This window comes from Mesorhizobium sp. B2-6-2 (assembly GCF_006440615.1).
Classification (GTDB): Bacteria; Pseudomonadota; Alphaproteobacteria; order Rhizobiales; family Rhizobiaceae; genus Mesorhizobium.
Genome location: NZ_VFUG01000001.1, coordinates 131942 through 149795, shown reverse-complemented (window position 1 = coordinate 149795; position 17854 = coordinate 131942). Strand labels below are relative to the sequence as shown.

The window sequence follows — 17854 nt, the reverse complement described above, 5'->3', positions numbered from 1 at the left end:
TCGGTGGCCCTATATTGGTCAAAACGGAGTTTTTTATATGGCCGAACCACAGCTCTCGGTACGCAGCGCAAAAGCACGAGACCTTGCTCACCGACTTGCGCGTCGCGAAAATCGCTCCATAGCGGATGTCGTCGAGCGCGCGCTTGAGTCCTATGAGATTCGCGAAGCGGGACGCGAACCCGCGTCAACTTTCTACGCCCGATTGGCGGCAAGCAGCGGCGTCGATATTGAGCTGGAGAAAATCATCCGACAAGGCCGCCAAGTCCATACGGGACCGGAGCTTTGATTTTCATCGACACCAACGTGATCTCGGAGACGCTTAAGAAGGCACCGGATGCGGCCGTTTTGGCCTGGCTTGTGCGGAACGATGCGGAGCTCGCCCTTCCCACAGTGGCGATTGGTGAAATCGCTTTCGGCATCCAAAAGATACGGCCGGATGAGCGCGCCGGTCGCCTGGAGCACGGGCTTTCTCAGTGGCGCCATCGCTTTGCCGACCGCATTTTTGGGCTGACGGAGGAAGCTGCCCTTGCCTATGGCGAGATCATGGGGACCGCCACGCGCCAAGGCCGAGGCATGTCGGCTCCGGACGGCATGATTGCAGCGATAGCGCGCGTGAATGGCGGTCGGCTGGCAACACGCAATCTGAGCGACTTTAACTCAACCGGGCTTGACCTAATCTCACCGTGGGACTTCTGAGCAGTCCCCTCCAGGGCCAACTGCCTCAGACCGCCGGCCGGCTAATGACGGCGAATACGCCTGCGTTCAAATGGAACCGCTTCAAGCTACCAATCGGCGACGCGGTCGCCGCCGGTGAATTGCGCGCTTTTGGCGGTGTATTCGAACAGCTCGATCTTCACGCCGTTGGGATCGGTGATCCAGGCCTGGTATGTGTCGTCGCAGGCGAGCTTTTTGGGCGTGACCGCGACGCCCTTCAATCGGATATGAGCGATGGCTGCCTCGATGTCTTCCACCTCGAGGCAGAAGTGGTTGATCTGGTTTGCCTCGCTGTAGCTGGATTCGCGTTTCTCGAACACCTCGACATGGCTGCGGCCGCCACAGTCGAGATAGAAGCCGAAGATCTTGCCGTCGCGCAGGAAATTGAACTGCGTGTCCATGCCGAGCACATCGCGGTAGAAGCCGCGCGTCGCCTCCAGGTCGTGCGCGAAGATGCAAACATGGGCGAGCTGCTTCACCTTGATCATGGCCGGTTCCTTTCGGCCCCCGCCGAAATCCGCAATGCTGTCCCGGTTTCGCCTCAGGTCGGCGGCGTGCCGTTCTCGGCCAGTACGGCGCCGGCGAAATAGAGCGAGCCGCCGATCAGGATGCGCGGCGCCGGGCCGTCCCAAGAGTCGCGCAACAGCATCAGCGCGTTGGCGACGGAGCTGACCGGCTCGGCCGACAGGCCGGCCTCTTCGGCACGCAAGGCCAGCTCGTCGTTGGGAACGCCGGCGTCGCTGCTGGTCACCGGCACGGTGTAGACATGGCGGGCGAGGCCCTTGAAGGCGCTGAAATAGCCGGTCTGGTCCTTGGTATTGATCATGCCGGAGATCAGGATCAGCGGCCGCGGGTTCCTTTCCTCCTGCTCGGCCAGCGCCTCGGCGATGACGATGCCGGCGCCGGGGTTGTGGCCGCCGTCCAGCCAGATCTCGGCGCCCTTCGGCGCCAGGTCGACCAATTTGCCTTGGGTCAGCTTCTGCATACGTGCCGGCCAGGCGACATGGGTCATCGCCCGCTCGCCGGCGCGGTGGCCGATCTCGAAGCCGGCCGCCTTGACGGCGGCGATCGCCGCCGCGGCGTTGGCGTATTGATGGCGGCCCGGCAGGCGCGGCGAGGGCAGGTCCATCAGCCCGTCCCCGTCCTGATAGACCATGCGGCCGTTTTCCTCGAAGGCGAGGAAATCCTGGCCATAAACCACGGTCGGGCAATCCAGCCGCTCGGCCGACTCGATCAGCACCTGAAGCGCGGTGTCGCTTTCCTGGGCGCCGATCACCACCGGGCAGCCGCGCTTCATGATGCCGGCCTTCTCGGCGGCGATCAGCTCGACGCGGTCGCCGAGATAGGCTTCATGGTCCATCGATATCGGCATGATCACCGAAACCGCCGGCCGCTTGATGACATTGGTGGCGTCGAAGCGGCCGCCGAGGCCGACCTCGATAATTGCCGCCTCCGCCGGATGCTCCGAAAACAGGATGAAGGTGACGGCGGTGAGGATCTCGAAGACGGTGATCTTCTGGCCGCCATTGGCCTCCGCGACACGCGCGATGGCCTCGGCGAAGATATCGTCCTCGACGAGCTTGCCGCCGCCTTCGGCCGCCAGCCGGTAGCGCTCATGCCAGTTCACCAGATGCGGCGAGGTGTGGACGTGGACAAGGTGGCCGGCGGCCTCCAGCAGCGCGCGCGCGAAGGCGGCGCAGGAGCCCTTGCCGTTGGTGCCGGCGATGTGGATGACCGGCGGCAGCCGATCCTGCGGATTGCCGAGGCGCTCGAGAAGCCCCGTGACACGATCCAGCGAAAGGTCGAAGCCTTTCGGATGCAGCGTCATCAGATGTTCGATTTCGCGTTCGGCGGAAAGCGTTGTCATGATTGGAATCCTAGAGCGGTTCATCATCTCATGGAATGCAGAACCGCTCTCTCTTTTTTGTTGGCGCAATTCCGAACGGAAAACCGTTTCACATTTCCTGGAATTGCTTTCGCGGGCGGTTCCCGAAACCGGGAATCGGTTCGAACGAGCCGTGCGCAAATCAGAGGCTACAGCACGCAACAGGCGGCGCAACTCGCGGTTCGCGGCGAGCGATGTCGCGCCAAGCCGATATATCGCTTCAGGCCGACATCGCGTCAGGCTTGCGGCCGCGCCTCGGCATTGACCATCGCCGGCGGCAGGATCTCCGGCTCCAGCGGCTTCTCGGCCTCCGGCATCTTGAGCAGCATCTTCAAGAGACGGGAAATGGTCCGGCGCATATCGAGGCGCGACACGACCATGTCGACCATGCCGTGTTCCATCAGATACTCCGCGCGCTGGAAACCGTCGGGCAGTTTTTCGCGGATGGTCTGCTCGATGACGCGCGGTCCGGCAAAGCCGATCAGCGCCCCAGGCTCGGCGATATGGACGTCGCCCAGCATGGCGTAGGAGGCGGTGACGCCGCCGGTGGTCGGGTTGGTCAGCACCACGATATAGGGCAGGCCGGCTTCCTTAAGCCGGTCGACGCCGATCGTGGTGCGCGGCAATTGCATCAGCGACAGGATGCCTTCCTGCATGCGGGCGCCGCCGGAAGCGGCGAACAGGATCAGCGGCCGCTTGCGCTGCAGCGCGACCTCGAAAGCATGTACGATGGCTTCGCCGGCGGCCATGCCGAGCGAGCCGCCCATGAAGGCGAAGTCCTGCACGGTGACGATGACCGGCAGCCCGTCGATGGTGCCGGCCCCGTTGAGGATCGCATCCTCGAGGCTGGTCTTGGCCTTGGCCTCCTTCAGCCGGTCGGTGTAGCGCTTCTCGTCGCGGAACTTCAGCGGGTCCTGGACGACCTTGGGATTTTCCAGCACCTCGTATTTGCCGTCGTCGAAGAAATATTTCAGCCGCTCCTTGGCCGAGATCTTCATGTGGTGGCCGGAAGCCGGGATGACGAACTGGTTGGATTCGAGATCCTTGTGGAAGACCATCTCGCCGGTCTCGGGATCCTTGATCCAGAGGTTTTCCGGCATGTCGGTGCGCCGGCCGAGCATCGAATTGATCTTCGGGCGGACGTAATTGGTGATCCAGTTCATGGCTTCGGCTCCTGTCCTGGAAAGGACTTCAAGCAAGTCCAGGGAAAGTCTGTGGCGGTTTTCCGGCCGGAATTGCTCAAGAACAAATAGTCGGGCTATTCGGCCGCAGCAAGGCGGGCCGAGCGGACGCCCTGGGCAAGACCGCTGACCAAAGTGGCGACGGCTTCGGCCGGATCGGCTGTTTTGTCGCCCTTGGGGCCGAGCACATTGGCGACCGCATTGACAATCGCTGTGCCGACGACGACGCCGTCGGCATTGGCGCCGATCACACGCGCCTGCTCGGCGGTCTTGACGCCGAAGCCGACGCAGACCGGCAGGTCGGTGTGGCCCTTGATGCGGTTGACAGCCGCGGCTACCTTGCCCGTGTCGGCCAACGCCGAGCCGGTGATGCCTGTCATCGAGACGTAGTAGACGAAGCCGGAGGTGTTTTCCAAAACCTTGGGCAGGCGCTTGTCGTCGGTGGTCGGCGTCGCCAGGCGGATGAAGTTGACGCCGGCTTTCAGCGCCGGAATGCAAAGCTCCTCGTCCATCTCCGGCGGCAGGTCGACGACGATCAGTCCGTCGATGCCGCTCGCCTTGGCGTCCGTGAGGAAGCGGTCGACGCCATAGATGTAGATCGGATTGTAGTAGCCCATCAGCACGATCGGCGTCTCGTCGTCGCCGGCGCGGAAGTCGGCCGCCAGCTTCAGCGTCTTGACCAGGGTCTGGCCGCCCTTCAGCGCGCGCAGGCCGGCGGCCTGGATCGCCGGGCCGTCGGCCATCGGGTCGGAGAAGGGCATTCCCATCTCGATAATGTCGGCGCCGGCGATCGGCAGCGCCTTCATGATCGACAGCGAGGTGTCGTAGTCCGGGTCGCCGCCCATGAAATAGGTGACCAAAGCCGGGCGGCCTTCGGCTTTGAGCTTGGCCATGCGGCGGTCGATGCGGGTGGTCATTGTCAGATCTCCATGCCCAGCATGTTCGCCACCGTGTGCACGTCCTTGTCGCCGCGGCCGGACAGATTGACGATGACGATCTGGTCCTTGTCCATCGTGGGCACGATCTTCATCGCATGCGCGATGGCATGCGCCGATTCCAGCGCCGGGATGATGCCTTCGACCCGGGTGGTGAGCTGGAAGGCTTCCAATGCCTCGTCGTCGAGGATCGGCTCATACTGGACGCGGCCGGAATCGCGCAGCCAGGAATGCTCGGGGCCAACGCCCGGATAGTCGAGGCCGGCCGAGATCGAATGGCCATCGAGGATTTGGCCATCCGAGTTCTGCAACAGATAGGTGCGGTTGCCGTGCAGCACGCCGGGCTTGCCGGCATTCATCGAGGCGCAATGCTCGACGCCGTCGAGGCCGCGCCCGCCGGCCTCGATGCCGATGATGCGGACATCCTTGTCGTCGAGGAAAGGATGGAACAGGCCGATGGCGTTGGAGCCGCCGCCGACGGCGGCGATGATCACGTCCGGCAACCGGCCTTCCTGCTCCAGAATCTGGGCGCGGGCCTCCGTGCCGATCACCGACTGGAAGTCGCGCACCAGCTCCGGATAGGGGTGCGGGCCGGCGGCGGTGCCGATCAGGTAATAAGTGTCCTCGACATTGGTGACCCAGTCGCGCAGGGCCTCGTTCATGGCGTCCTTGAGTGTGCCGTGGCCGGCGGTGACCGGCCGCACCTCGGCGCCGAGCAGCTTCATGCGGAAGACATTCGGGCTCTGGCGGGCGACATCGGTGGCGCCCATGTAGACGACGCAAGGATAGCCGAAGCGCGCCGCGACGGTGGCCGACGCGACGCCATGCTGGCCGGCGCCGGTCTCGGCGATGATGCGCTTCTTGCCCATGCGCTTGGCAAGCAGGATCTGGCCGAGGCAATTGTTGATCTTGTGCGAGCCGGTGTGGTTCAGGTCCTCGCGCTTGAAATAGACCTTGGCGCCGCCCCCGAGGCCCTTGGCCGAGGAAACCTCACGAAGATGCCTGGTCAGGCCCTCGGCGAAATAAAGCTTCGACGGCCGCCCGGCATAGTGGGTGGAGAGGTTCTGCAGCTCGGCCTTGAACTCCGGATCGGTCTTGGCCTTGTTCCACTGCTCTTCGAGATCGAGGATCAGCGGCATCAGCGTCTCGGCGACGAAGCGGCCGCCGAAAATGCCGAACATGCCCTGCTCGTCGGGCCCGGTGCGGAAGGAATTGGGCATTGCCGGCTTGTTCATCGCCGATCTCCTGATGTGAATTGCATTCAGGCGGCGCGGTCGTCGCGCGCGGCCCTGACGGCCCGGAAAAACTGCTCGATCAGCGCCGGTTCCTTGACGCCCGGAGCGCTTTCCACGCCGGACGAAACGTCTATTCCGGGTGGATTGGCCTGTCTCAGGGCATCGCCGATATTGGCGGCGTTGAGCCCTCCGGAAAGCATGTATTCGAGCCCGGCGTCAAGGCCGGCAAGGATGCGCCAGTCGAAGGCGACGCCGTTGCCGCCAGGCAGTTGCGAGCCCTTCGGCGGCTTGGAATCCAGGAGGAAGCGATCGGCGATGCCGATAAAGGGTTTTATGCGATCGATATCCGCCGCCTCGCTGATGGGCAGCGCCTTCATCACCGGCAGGCCGTAACGCGCCTTGATCTCGGTAACGCGCTCAGGCGTTTCCGAACCATGCAATTGCAGCATGTCGGGCTGCATCTTGGCGACGATCTCGTCGAGAAAGGCATCATCGGCATCGACGCTGACGGCTGCCGCCAGGGCCTTGCCGCGCGCCGCTTGACGCAAACGGCCGGCCTCGGCGGGCTCGACATAGCGCGGGCTCTTGGCGAAGAAAATAAAGCCGACATGGCTGGCGCCGCCGGCAAGCGCGGCGGCCATCGCGGCGTCGGTCTTCAATCCGCAGATCTTGATGTCGAGCGTCATGGCGCGGGATTGGCACGAAACGGCTAAAGAGTCGAGAAAAAGCATGCTGTTGCCGGTTCTGCGGAAAACACTACCTTCATATAGGAACCACAGGCGGGAGCAGGATAATCATGGCCGACCGGACCGTCGCCGAACTGAAGCAGAAGATCGCGCAGGCGCGCGAGGTGATCGCGCATCTGATGGACAAGGCCGCCTTCAACGGCGCCGAGGCGCACCGGGCGCTGGATTATTTCGGCAGCGATACGTTTGATCGGGATTTTTTGCCGTGGCCGCATACCGAGGAAGGACTGCGGCCGGAAGAGCTGAACGCGGCGAACGACGATTGAACTGCTTATGCCGTGAACCCGGCAAGCGTCGGCGGGACAGCGCCCCCCTCTGTCCTGCCGGACATCTCCCCCACGAGGGGGGAGATTGGATTTCACGCCGGCTTTCGCCAATCACCAGCGTGGCAGGAAGAGCGAGGCGCCCGAGCTGCTGATCTCCCCCTTGTGGGGGAGATGCCCGGCAGGGCAGAGGGGGGCACGAAGGAACTCGGCGTCTGGATGTTGCGCGCGGATCCGCGCGCAACATCAGAGTAGCTACTCAAACACAATAGCTTGCAGCGCGCCGCCGTTGCGCTTCAGCCAGTCCTTGCAGCGGTCGGTATCCGGGCACAGTTTCTCGCACAGCTTCCAGAATTTCGGGCCGTGGTTCATCTCCTTGAGATGCGCCACCTCATGCGCCACGAGGTAGTTTATCACCGCCGGCGGCGCCATCATGATGCGCCACGAGAAGGAGAGATTGCCCTCCGAGGTGCATGACCCCCAGCGGCTGGAGGTATCCTTATACCTTATCGCCTTGGCACGCTTGCCGATCGTCTCGGTGTGCTTGATCACCAGCCTCTCGATTTCCTTCTTGGCCTCGCGCTTGAGGTAATCGCCGATGCGGCGCGGCAAATGGATGCGCTCGCCATGGACGATCAAGAGCGGGCCGCGATCGTCGCGCGCGACGGTGACGGTGCCGCGCCTCGAGGGCTCGTGCACGATGCGGTGCGGCACGCCGCGGATCGGGATCCGGATGCCGGGGCGAACCTGCGGCCTCGTCGGCACCTTGGCCAGCCGCTGCTCCAGCCAGTCCTGGTGGCGGTCGAGGAATTTCTCGACCTCGCCCCGGCGCAGGCCGGGCGGCACGGTGACACGCAGGCCCTGGCCGCCGGAATCGATGCGCAGCGTGAGCCGCCGGGCCCTGGCGCTCTCAACGATTTTGAGCGGCAGCGTGCGGCCGGCGACGCAATGCTCGCGCTCGACAACAGGCGTGGGCTTTGGCTTGGTCAGGTTGCGAAGGAAGCCGAGGGTCATGGCTGGACGATACGCGATTCGAAAAAAACGGCCAGTGGAGGGAAGCTACATAGAGAACAAAAAAGAAACGGCGCCGCTAAACGCGACGCCGCATATCATACCGAGACGTGTCGCCGGATCTCAGTCGTCGAGCAGGTTGGTACCTTTACCACCCTCCGGACCCGCCTTCTCGTTCGAGCCGGTCGAGGTTGGCGCGGTCGACTTGTTGCGGTTGGCCATGAAGCGGTCGAACTCTTCCTGGTCCTTGGCGCGGCGCAGTTCGCGGGCGTACTCGTCGAACTCGGAGAGCATCTCGTCGAGCTTGCGGCGCTCCTCGGCGAGGCGCTCCAGTTCCTTCTCGCGCCAATCGTCGAAGGCGACGTTGCCGGTGCGGGCCGAGCCGTGGCCCCAGCGGGCCGCCTTTTCCGAGCGACGACGGCAACCGGTGAAGATGCCGTCCGTGGCGCGGTTGACGTCGCGCTTGAAGCCTTCCAACCGATCGCCCCAGATGATGTAGGCGAGCATGGCGAAGCCGAGCGGCCAGAACACCATGAAGCCGATGACCATCAGCGCGATGGTGGCCGGCGTCCAGGCCGGACGGATCAATGCACTTGTGTTCATTTTCTCCCAATCCTTCCATTGGAGACAGCCAAACCGGCTGCGTGGAATCGAAATGGGAAAGCGAAATCGGCGATTCAAGGCAAACCCGCCCAAAACCGGCGAAGCATCTGAAATGATTATCGCTTTTTGAGCTTCTCGAGGAAAAGCACCGCCATTCCGGCGACGAGTCCCCAAAATGCCGCGCCGACGCCGAAGAGCGTGAGTCCCGAAGCCGTCGCGGCGAAGGTGACGGTGGCCGGCATGCGTTCGGCCTCGTCCTTCAGCGCGATCGACAGCGCGTTGGCCAAGGGCGCCGTCAAGGCGAGCCCCGCGACCAGCACGATCAGGCTTTGCGGCAGGACGGCGAAGATCGCCACCAGCGAGGCGCCGAAGATCGCGAAGATGAGATAGGCGAGCGCGTAGAACGGCCCGGTCTTCCAACGTTCGGCCGGGTCGGGATGGACATCGGGGCCGGTGCAGATAGCGGCCGAGATCGCCGCGAGATTGGTGGTCGCGGCGCCGAACGGCGCCGAGAGCAGCGAAAACAGGCCGGTGACGCCGATCAGCGGACCGGGCTCCGGATGGTAGCCCGCGGCGCGCAGCACCGCGAGACCGGAAAGGTTCTGCGAGGCCATGGTGACCAGATAGAGCGGCAGGGCAAGGCCGATGATCGCCGAGGCGGTGAATTGCGGCGCAATCAATGTCAATGTCGACAGTTCCGGCGCCGGCAGGCTGCCGACGCGGCCGGTGAGGAAAGCGGCGAGGCCGCCGCCGATCAGCACTACCAGCACCGATAGAGCCGGGTTGAACAGGCGGATGACGAAGAAGGCGGCGATCAGCGGCAGGATCAGCCAAGGGTCGGCCGGAATGGCTTTCACCGCATTGACGGCGAAGCTGACCAGGATGCCGGCCAGCATGCCGGACGCGACCGAAGGCGGGATTTTCGCGATCAGCCTGGTCAACGGCTTGAACAGGCCGGTGGCGACCAGAAGGACGCCGGTGACCATGAAGGCGCCGACGGCCTGCGGCATCGTAAACCCGCTGGAGGCCGCGATCAGCGCCAGGCCGGGCGTCGACCAGGCGGTGATGACCGGCATCTTGGTGCGCCAGGAGAGCCACAGACATTCAACGACCATGGCCAGGCAGATCGCCGTCACGCCGCTCGCGGTCTCGATCTGTGTGGCGCCGACCGCCTTGGCGGCGGCGATGACCAGGGCCAGCGTGCCGCCGAAGCCGACGATCGCCGCGACGAAGGCGGATATCGGGATGGAGATGCGCATTATCCGGCCACTCGCTTGACCATGTCGCCTACGGCCCGCTTGAGCATGTCGAGATCCTCGGGGCGGGACAGGCGATGGTCGCCGTCCGGGATCAGCGACAGCGTCACATCGTCGGCGGGCAGCATGGATGCGAGCTTCAAGGCATGGCCGGACGGCACGTCCGGGTCGGCCAGGCCCTGCAGGATGTGCACCGGGCAATGGGTGTCGATCGGCCCGGTCATCACCCGGTTGGCGCGGCCGTCCTCGATCAGCGCGCGCGTGTAGATATAAGGCTCGTCCGAATAATCGGACGGCTCGGCGAAGAAGCCTTTTTCCTTCAGATCGTGCCGTTGCGCGTCGGTCAGCACCGGCTCGATCAACTCGACGGTGAAGTCCGGAGCCGGGGCTAGCAGCACCAGGCCGGCAACCCTCGTGTCGCCCGCCTTGCGCAGTTCCTGCGCCATGCGCAAGGCGATCCACGCCCCCATCGAGGAGCCGACCAATACCTGCTTGCCCTTGCTGAACCGGCGAAAGACGGCGAGGCTCTCGGCCAACCACTTCGAGATCGTACCGTCGGCGAATTCGCCGCCCGACTCGCCATGGCCGGAATAGTCGTGGCGCAGACAGGCGTGGCCTTCGCTCGCGGCCCAGGCGGCAAGCGTCTGCGCCTTCGTGCCCTGCATGTCGGACTTGTAGCCGCCGAGCCAGACCACGCCTGGCGCCGCGCCGGGCGCCTGCCTGACGGCGATGCCCGACCCGTCCACATCGATGAAAACCGGAGCGCTGGCGGCCATGAGCTTGTCCTTCCCGCCGGTCTTTTGGCACAGGCGGTGGTTCAACGAAAAGTGCTCGCGGCGTTTCTTTGCTTGGTGCAGACAATTACCAGGCAGCAGGTGATTTTGCGGCGCGGCTATGCTATTGACTCACGCCCCGCGCTCCCCACATAGGCGCGTCCACCTACTTTTGTCTAAAGAACCCAGAACGAAACGGCCGAGGAGACCACGACCATTCGCAGACCTTTCAAAGCAGCGGCACCCACCAAGGACGGGCCGCGCTCCAACCGAGACATCCGGGTGCCCCGGGTCCAGCTTATCGACGCCGACGGCCAGAACCGAGGCGATGTTTCCATCAACGACGCGTTGCTGCTGGCCGAAGAGGCCGGGCTCGATCTCGTCGAGATATCGCCCAATGCGGTGCCGCCCGTCGTCAAGATCCTCGATCTCGGCAAGCTGAAATACGCCAACCAGAAGAAGGCGGCCGAAGCGCGCAAGAACCAGAAGGTCATCGAGATCAAGGAGATCAAGATGCGCCCGAACATCGACAGCCATGACTACGAGACCAAGATGAAGGCCGTGCGGCGCTTCTTCGAGGAAGGCGACAAGGTCAAGCTGACGCTGCGCTTCCGCGGCCGCGAGATGGCGCATATGGAACTCGGCATGCAGCTTCTGAACAAGGTGCGCGAGGAAGTTGCGACGATCGCCAAGGTCGAGGCGGAGCCGAAGCTCGAAGGCCGCCAGATGATGATGGTTCTGGCGCCGCGCTAAATCCCGCCAAAATTAGGGTGCAAGGCGTCCCGACGATCGGCGGGGCGCCTGTTTTCTATCCGATCGCCCTCAAACTCGCGATCGGGTAGCCGATCGCGAGCAAATCGACGATCGGGTTTGGTCATGACCGATGAAGCGAAGTCCGAGCCCGCCGGGCAAACAGAAGGCCTTGGCGGTTATCAGCACATGCGCCGGATCGTGCTGGCGGTGCTGATCGTAGTGCTGTTCTGCGCATTGCTGTTCGGCCAATCGAGCTTCCCACCCGAGACCTTGATGCATGAGTCGATCGAGATGTTCGGCGTGCTCTTGATCTTGCTCGGCATCGTCGGTCGGCTGTGGTCGACGCTCTATATCGGCGGGCGCAAATCGGCCGAGGTGGTCACCAGCGGTCCCTATTCGATCACCCGCAACCCGCTCTATCTGTTTTCGACCGTGGCCGCCGCCGGCGTCGGCGCGCAGATCGGCTCGTTCAGCGGCATCATCCTGTTCTCGCTGCTCTGCGCCGGCGCCTTCCACATCGTCATCCTGCGCGAGGAGCGTTACCTGAAGGAACTGCTTGGCGCGCCCTACCGGGCTTATCTGGCCAAGGTGCCGCGCTTCTTCCCGAACCTTGCGCTCTACCAGGAAGGCGATACCGGCAGCTTCAGGCCGCGCCTACTCTTGAACACGCTGCTCGACGGCCTGGTGTTCCTGGTGGCGCTGCCCGCCTTTGAGTTGATCGACGGCATGCAGCAGTCGGGGATGCTGCCGGTGTGGTTCACGCTGCCTTAGGGTGGCCGGCAAACGGAACGGCGCGTTAGTTGAGGTGTTGCACGCCGGCCATCTTTGATCTATAGGACCGCCGTTCCAAGAAAACCGCCCGGCAGGGCATGCCGTGGCGGTTTCATTTGCTTTTCGGGCTTTGGTCGGCCCGAAGCGAGACAAGAAGCGCGATGGTGCGCCACCAATACGGAGTAGCAAAATGCCCAAGATGAAGACCAAATCGGCCGCCAAGAAGCGGTTCAAGATTACTGCCACCGGCAAGGTGCTGTCGGCTGCCGCCGGCAAGCGCCACGGCATGATCAAGCGTTCCAACAAGTTCATTCGCGATGCCCGCGGCACGATGGTTCTGGCTGAACCGGACGGCAAGAAGGTCATCAAGAATTTTCTGCCGAACGGCCTCTAATCCCTCGGCTTGGAACCACTTTTGTTTTTACGCAATTCCGAACGGAAAACCGCTGAACACTTTTCCTGGAATTGCTTTTAAGGAGATCATGACATGGCACGCGTAAAGAGAGGCGTTACCGCCCACGCCAAGCACAAGAAGGTTTTGAAGGCCGCCAAGGGTTTCTACGGCCGTCGCAAGAACACCATCCGCATCGCCAAGCAGGCGGTGGAGAAGTCACTGCAATACGCTTACCGCGACCGCAAGAACCGCAAGCGCTCGTTCCGCGCGCTGTGGATCCAGCGCATCAACGCCGCGACCCACGAGCATGGCCTGACCTATGGCCGCTTCATCGACGGCCTCAACAAGGCCGGCATCGAGATCGACCGCAAGGTTCTTTCGGACATGGCCATCCACGAGCCGCAGGCTTTCGCCGCGCTGGTCGCCAAGGCCAAGATCGCGCTCGAATATCTGAAGAACACCACGCCGAATGCTTTTGAGAGCGCTGTCGCCTAAGCCAGCGCTTCCCAAGCATACGCAATTCTGATTTGGGGAACCCGCGCTGGCACGGCTGGCGCGGGTTTTTCTTGCCTGATGTAACCAAAATGGCGACGACGAAACCGAAATGGTGAGTCGCCCGATCGAGAGAGCTTCGCCGTGAACGCCACTGCTGGAAATCTTGAAGCCCTGGAAGGCTCGTTGCTCGCCGAAATCGCGGCGGCCGCGGACGAGGCCGCGATCGAGGCGGTGCGCGTCTCTGCGCTGGGCAAGAAGGGTTCAGTCTCCGAAATGCTGAAGACGCTGGGCGCGATGAGCGCCGAGGAGCGCCAGGTCAAGGGCCCGGCGATCAACGGCCTGAAGAACCGCGTCACCGAAGCGCTCACGCAGCGCAAGGCGGAACTGAAGGATGTGGCGATCGCCGCCCGGCTCGCGGCTGAGAAGGTCGACGTCACGCTTCCCGTTCGCCAATCGCCGGCCGAGCGCGGCCGCATCCATCCGATCAGCCAGGTGATCGACGAGATCGCGGCGATCTTCGGCGATCTCGGCTTCGCCATCGCCGAAGGCCCCGATATCGAGACCGACTATTACAATTTCACGGCGCTGAATTTTCCCGAGGGACATCCGGCGCGCGAGATGCACGATACCTTCTTCTTCCAGCCGGACGAGAAGGGTGAGCGCAAGCTGTTGCGCACGCACACCTCGCCCGTGCAGATCCGCACCATGGAGAAGCAGAAGCCGCCGATCCGCATCGTCATCCCCGGCAAGACCTACCGGCAGGATTCGGACGCCACGCACTCGCCGATGTTCCATCAGGTCGAGGGGCTGGTGGTCGACAAATCAGCCAATGTCGCCAACATGAAGTGGGTGCTGGAGGAGTTCTGCAAGGCCTTCTTCGAGGTGCCGTCGGTCAAGATGCGCTTCCGTCCGTCCTTCTTCCCGTTCACCGAGCCCAGTCTCGAGGTCGACATCCAGTGCGACCGCTCGCGTCCGGGTGAAGTGCGCTTCGGCGAAGGCTCCGACTGGATGGAGATACTGGGCTGCGGCATGGTGCACCCAAACGTGCTGCGCGCCGGCGGGCTCGACCCCGACGAATATCAGGGCTTTGCCTGGGGCATGGGCATCGACCGCATCGCCATGCTGAAATACGGCATGCCGGACCTGCGCGCCTTCTTCGACGCCGACGTGCGGTGGCTCGCGCATTACGGCTTCCGGCCGCTCGACCTGCCGACGCTGTTCGGGGGGCTGAGTGCATGACGGCACCTCACACCGGCGGCTGCCGTTGCGGCGCGGTGCGGTTCGAGGCCTCGGCCGAGCCGCACCACATAAGCTATTGCCATTGCGGCGATTGCCGGCGCGCCAGCGGCGCGCCGGTGTCGGCCTTTGTCGGCTTCATGGCCGATCAGGTCGCGCTCAACGGCAAATCGCTGAAAAGCTACCGCAACGGCCCGGTGGAGCGCACGTTCTGCGGCACCTGCGGCTCGCCGATCGCCTATCTCGACCAGCGGCTCGACAACCAGATCTATTTCATGCTCGGCGCCATGGACATGCCGGCCTATTTCAGGCCGACCGTGCATGCGCATGTGCGCGAGCAACTGCCCTTCCTGCACATGCCCGACGCGCTGCCGCGCGAGCTGAAGACCAGCGTGCCCAGACCTGATGGGCAAGGACCGAACGGAACAGAAGCATGAAATTCACCCTCTCCTGGCTCAAGGACCATCTCGAGACCGACGCCTCGCTTGCCGAGATCGTCGAGCGGCTGACTGCGATCGGCCTTGAAGTCGAGCATGTCGACGACAAGGCCGGCCTTAAACCCTTCGTCATCGCCAAGGTGCTGACCGCCGTGCAGCATCCCGATGCGGACCGGCTGCGCGTGCTGACCGTCGACACCGGCGACGGCAAGCCGCCTGTTCAAGTCGTATGTGGCGCGCCCAATGCCCGCGCGGGCCTGATCGGCGCTTTCGCGGCGCCGGGCACCTATGTTCCCGGCATCGACGTGACGCTCTCGGTGGGCAAGATCCGTGGCGTCGAGAGCCATGGCATGATGTGCTCGGAGCGCGAGCTGGAAATCTCAGACGAGCATAACGGCATCATCGATTTGCCTGAGGATGCGCCGGTCGGCACCAGCTTCGCCGCCTACGCGCATCTCGACGATCCGGTCATCGAGATCAATCTGACGCCGAATCGGCCGGACGCGACCAGCGTCTACGGCATCGCGCGCGACCTCGCGGCGAGCGGGCTTGGCCGGCTCACCGGCGGCGGGATCATGCCGCATGCCGGCGAAGGCCTGTGCCCGGTCAAGGTCACGATCGAGGCGCCCGAGCTCTGTCCCGGCTTCGCGCTGACGCTGGTGAAGGGCGTCAAGAACGGTCCGTCGCCGAAATGGCTGCAGCAGCGGCTGATCTCCATCGGGCTCAGGCCGATCAGCGCGCTGGTCGACATCACCAACTATGTCACCTTCGACCGCGGGCGGCCGCTGCATGTCTTCGATGCCGCGAAGGTCGCCGGCAACCTCGTGGTGCGGCGCGCCAAGGACGGCGAGAAGGTGCTGGCGCTGGACGGCCGCGAATACACGCTGACGCCGGAGATGTGCGTGATCGCCGACGACAATGGCGTGGAATCGATCGCCGGCATCATGGGCGGCGAGCATTCGGGCTGCGACGAGAACACCACCGACGTGCTGGTCGAATCGGCGCTCTGGGATCCGATCGCCACGGCCCGCACCGGCCGCGCGCTGGGCATCATCACCGACGCGCGCTACCGCTTCGAGCGCGGCGTCGATCCCGAGTTCATGGTGCCGGGCGTCGAGCTGGCAATCAAGCTGGTGCTCGATTTCTGCGGCGGCACGCCTTCTGAAATCGAGGTTGCCGGCTATGCCGGCCACAAGCCGAAGATCGTCTCCTTCCCGCTGTCGGAAGTGAAACGGCTGACCGGCATCGAGGTGCCGAGAGAGGAAGCCCTTGGCATCCTGACCCGGCTCGGCTTCGAGCCGAAAGGACTGAGCGACGTCGTCAAGGTGGAGGTGCCGTCCTGGCGGCCGGATGTCGACGGCAAGGCCGACCTGGTCGAGGAGGTGATGCGCATCCATGGCGTCGACAACATCTTGGCCCAGCCGCTTACCTCGCATGACGCGGTCAACGGCAAGATCCTGACCACGCTGCAGGTGCGCACCCGCGCCGCCAAGCGCGCGCTCGCCGTGCGCGGCATGATGGAGGCCGTCACATGGTCGTTCATCCCCGCAAGACACGCCGAACTGTTCGGCGGCGGCCAGACGGCCCTCAAGCTCGCCAACCCGATCGCCGCCGACATGTCCGACATGCGGCCGTCGCTGCTGCCGGGGCTGATCGCGGCCGCGCAGCGCAATGCCGACAAGGGCATCGGCGACGTGGCGCTGTTCGAGGTCTCGGGCACCTATGAGGGCGATGGCGCCGACCAGCAGCGGCGCGTGGCCGCCGGCGTGCGGCGCGGTACCGCCAAGCTCGACGGCTCGGGTCGCAGCTGGACCGGCAATGCCGGGCCGGTCGGGGTGTTCGACGCCAAGGCGGACGCGATCGCGGCGCTCGAGGCCTGCGGCGCGCCGGTCGACCGGCTGCAGATCGAGCACGGCGGCCCGGCCTGGTATCATCCGGGACGCTCCGGCACGATCAAGCTCGGGCCAAAGACGGTGCTCGGCACGTTCGGCGAGTTCCATCCGAGGACGCTGGACGGCCTGGACGCGTCAGGTCCGATCTGCGGCTTCGAGGTTTTCGTCGATGCCGTGCCGGAGCCTAAGGCCAAGCCGACGCGCACCAAGCCGAAGCTCGAGCTCTCGCCCTTCCAGGCGGTGAAGCGCGACTTCGCCTTCGTCGTCGACAAGACGGTCGAGGCCGGCACGCTGGTGCGGGCGGCTTTGGCCGCCGACAAGAAGCTGGTCACCGGCATTTCGGTGTTCGACGTCTTCGAAGGCGCCTCGCTGGGGGCGGCCAAGAAGTCGATCGCCATCGAGGTCTCGATCCAGCCGGTCGAAAAGACGCTGACCGACGAGGATTTCGAGGCGCTCGCAAGACGCATCGTCGACAACGTCAACAAGCAGACGGGCGGCGTGCTGAGGGCGTAAAACATTGCGCAGCGGTGGCGAATCGCCTTCCAAAGGGCGATGCACCATCTTCGCTATTCCGGCTTGCCCTTCGAAGACCAGCGCGCGGCGTTCCTCGCGATCGTCGCGGGCGACCCTTTGCTTGCCGAAACGCTTGCGCGGGTGCGGGCGCTTGCGCTGCCGGACTGGCTGGTGGTCTCGGGCGCGCTCTACAACAGCGTCTGGAACCACCTGACCGGCAAGCCGCCGGGCTACGGCATCAAGGACGTCGACCTGTTCTACTTCGATGACACCGACTTGTCCTACGAGGCCGAGGATGCCGTCATCAAGCGGGCGGCGAAGCATTTCGAGGGGCTGCCGCTGCCGGTCGAGCTGCGCAACCAGGCGCGGGTGCATTTGTGGTATCCGGTGAAGTTCGGGCAGGAATGCCCGCGCTATGCGAGCGCGAGCCAGTCGGTGAGCTATTTTGCGTCGAAGACGCATGCGGTGGGGGTGCGGTACGACGCCGACGGAGATTTGGAGCTGGTGGCACCGTTCGGGCTGGATGATCTTTTTTCGTTTCGCATCACGCCGAACCGGGTGCTGGACAATCAGCGGACGCACGAGGCGAAGGGGAGAAGGGCGCGGGAGTATTGGCCGGAGATTGAAGTGGTGCCGTGGTAGGCAGTTCGGGGCTACACAGCGGAGGTGAGAAGGCCTTATGCCGGAGGGACAGCGCCCCCCTCTGGCCTGCCGGCCATCTCCCCCACGAGGGGGGAGATCAGAAGCTTCGGCGCTGCGCC

At 64.2% G+C, this 17854-nt stretch carries 21 protein-coding genes; 11 read left to right on the top strand and 10 right to left on the bottom strand.

What is annotated here, in order from left to right:
* The first annotated feature begins 37 nt into the window (after positions 1-37).
* On the top strand, positions 38-286 hold the full coding sequence (locus FJ419_RS00855) for a type II toxin-antitoxin system VapB family antitoxin (protein ID WP_140686831.1): 249 nt from the start codon (positions 38-40) through the stop codon (positions 284-286).
* Complete coding sequence (locus tag FJ419_RS00850) at positions 283-696, top strand: type II toxin-antitoxin system VapC family toxin (RefSeq protein WP_140686830.1); 414 nt, start codon at positions 283-285, stop codon at positions 694-696. Before FJ419_RS00855 ends, FJ419_RS00850 begins: the two co-directional genes overlap by 4 nt.
* A gap of 86 nt (positions 697-782) precedes the next feature.
* Here FJ419_RS00850 and FJ419_RS00845 read toward each other — a convergent pair whose 3' ends face one another.
* The 6 genes from FJ419_RS00845 to FJ419_RS00820 form a co-directional block, all read right to left on the bottom strand.
* Entirely contained in the window at positions 783-1202 is a 420-nt protein-coding gene (locus FJ419_RS00845) for a VOC family protein (RefSeq protein WP_140686829.1), read from the bottom strand.
* A gap of 53 nt (positions 1203-1255) precedes the next feature.
* On the bottom strand, positions 1256-2581 hold the full coding sequence (locus tag FJ419_RS00840) for a folylpolyglutamate synthase/dihydrofolate synthase family protein (protein WP_140686828.1): 1326 nt from the start codon (positions 2579-2581) through the stop codon (positions 1256-1258).
* 254 nt (positions 2582-2835) lie between these two features.
* Positions 2836-3762 carry an acetyl-CoA carboxylase, carboxyltransferase subunit beta gene (gene accD / locus FJ419_RS00835; RefSeq protein WP_140686827.1) on the bottom strand — a complete coding sequence of 309 codons (927 nt, stop codon included), beginning with the start codon at positions 3760-3762 and terminating at the stop codon, positions 2836-2838.
* Between the two features lie 95 nt (positions 3763-3857).
* Positions 3858-4697, bottom strand: coding sequence for a tryptophan synthase subunit alpha (gene trpA / locus FJ419_RS00830; RefSeq protein ID WP_140686826.1), 840 nt, complete (start codon positions 4695-4697; stop codon positions 3858-3860).
* A 2-nt stretch (positions 4698-4699) separates the two neighbouring features.
* The gene (gene trpB / locus FJ419_RS00825; RefSeq protein WP_140546382.1) at positions 4700-5950 is read right to left on the bottom strand and encodes a tryptophan synthase subunit beta; all 1251 of its coding nucleotides are present in this window, start codon (positions 5948-5950) and stop codon (positions 4700-4702) included.
* Positions 5951-5976: 26 nt separating this feature from the next.
* The gene (locus tag FJ419_RS00820) at positions 5977-6636 is read right to left on the bottom strand and encodes a phosphoribosylanthranilate isomerase (RefSeq protein WP_140546384.1); all 660 of its coding nucleotides are present in this window, start codon (positions 6634-6636) and stop codon (positions 5977-5979) included.
* 110 nt (positions 6637-6746) lie between these two features.
* Between FJ419_RS00820 and FJ419_RS00815 the strand changes: the two genes are divergently transcribed.
* Positions 6747-6962, top strand: a complete 216-nt coding sequence (locus FJ419_RS00815) for a hypothetical protein (protein ID WP_140686825.1) — start codon at positions 6747-6749, stop codon at positions 6960-6962.
* A gap of 252 nt (positions 6963-7214) precedes the next feature.
* Here FJ419_RS00815 and FJ419_RS00805 read toward each other — a convergent pair whose 3' ends face one another.
* The 4 genes from FJ419_RS00805 to FJ419_RS00790 all read right to left on the bottom strand — a co-directional run bounded on the left by FJ419_RS00805 (position 7215) and on the right by FJ419_RS00790 (position 10605).
* Positions 7215-7973, bottom strand: coding sequence for a M48 family metallopeptidase (locus tag FJ419_RS00805; RefSeq protein WP_095767984.1), 759 nt, complete (start codon positions 7971-7973; stop codon positions 7215-7217).
* A gap of 120 nt (positions 7974-8093) precedes the next feature.
* On the bottom strand, positions 8094-8573 hold the full coding sequence (locus FJ419_RS00800; protein ID WP_140686824.1) for a DUF2852 domain-containing protein: 480 nt from the start codon (positions 8571-8573) through the stop codon (positions 8094-8096).
* A gap of 116 nt (positions 8574-8689) precedes the next feature.
* Positions 8690-9832 carry a benzoate/H(+) symporter BenE family transporter gene (locus FJ419_RS00795; RefSeq protein WP_140546772.1) on the bottom strand — a complete coding sequence of 381 codons (1143 nt, stop codon included), beginning with the start codon at positions 9830-9832 and terminating at the stop codon, positions 8690-8692.
* Positions 9832-10605, bottom strand: a complete 774-nt coding sequence (locus tag FJ419_RS00790; RefSeq protein WP_140686823.1) for an alpha/beta hydrolase — start codon at positions 10603-10605, stop codon at positions 9832-9834. Before FJ419_RS00790 ends, FJ419_RS00795 begins: the two co-directional genes overlap by 1 nt.
* A gap of 213 nt (positions 10606-10818) precedes the next feature.
* On the opposite strand from FJ419_RS00790, the gene infC reads away from it, so the two are divergent.
* The 8 genes from infC to FJ419_RS00750 all read left to right on the top strand — a co-directional run bounded on the left by infC (position 10819) and on the right by FJ419_RS00750 (position 17735).
* Entirely contained in the window at positions 10819-11355 is a 537-nt protein-coding gene (gene infC / locus FJ419_RS00785; RefSeq protein WP_095767981.1) for a translation initiation factor IF-3, read from the top strand.
* 123 nt (positions 11356-11478) lie between these two features.
* A complete protein-coding gene (locus FJ419_RS00780) occupies positions 11479-12126 on the top strand; it encodes an isoprenylcysteine carboxylmethyltransferase family protein (protein WP_140686822.1) in 648 nt (215 codons plus the stop codon).
* A 190-nt stretch (positions 12127-12316) separates the two neighbouring features.
* A complete protein-coding gene (rpmI, locus tag FJ419_RS00775) occupies positions 12317-12520 on the top strand; it encodes a 50S ribosomal protein L35 (RefSeq protein WP_027166935.1) in 204 nt (67 codons plus the stop codon).
* A 93-nt stretch (positions 12521-12613) separates the two neighbouring features.
* Positions 12614-13015 carry a 50S ribosomal protein L20 gene (gene rplT / locus FJ419_RS00770; RefSeq protein WP_140686821.1) on the top strand — a complete coding sequence of 134 codons (402 nt, stop codon included), beginning with the start codon at positions 12614-12616 and terminating at the stop codon, positions 13013-13015.
* Positions 13016-13156: 141 nt separating this feature from the next.
* Positions 13157-14254, top strand: a complete 1098-nt coding sequence (pheS, locus tag FJ419_RS00765; RefSeq protein WP_140686820.1) for a phenylalanine--tRNA ligase subunit alpha — start codon at positions 13157-13159, stop codon at positions 14252-14254.
* Positions 14251-14688, top strand: coding sequence for a GFA family protein (locus tag FJ419_RS00760; RefSeq protein ID WP_140686819.1), 438 nt, complete (start codon positions 14251-14253; stop codon positions 14686-14688). Before pheS ends, FJ419_RS00760 begins: the two co-directional genes overlap by 4 nt.
* Positions 14685-17093 carry a phenylalanine--tRNA ligase subunit beta gene (gene pheT, locus FJ419_RS00755; RefSeq protein ID WP_140686818.1) on the top strand — a complete coding sequence of 803 codons (2409 nt, stop codon included), beginning with the start codon at positions 14685-14687 and terminating at the stop codon, positions 17091-17093. The genes FJ419_RS00760 and pheT overlap by 4 nt, the downstream gene beginning before the upstream one ends.
* A gap of 39 nt (positions 17094-17132) precedes the next feature.
* The gene (locus FJ419_RS00750; RefSeq protein ID WP_140686817.1) at positions 17133-17735 is read left to right on the top strand and encodes a nucleotidyltransferase family protein; all 603 of its coding nucleotides are present in this window, start codon (positions 17133-17135) and stop codon (positions 17733-17735) included.
* Positions 17736-17854: the final 119 nt, after the last annotated feature.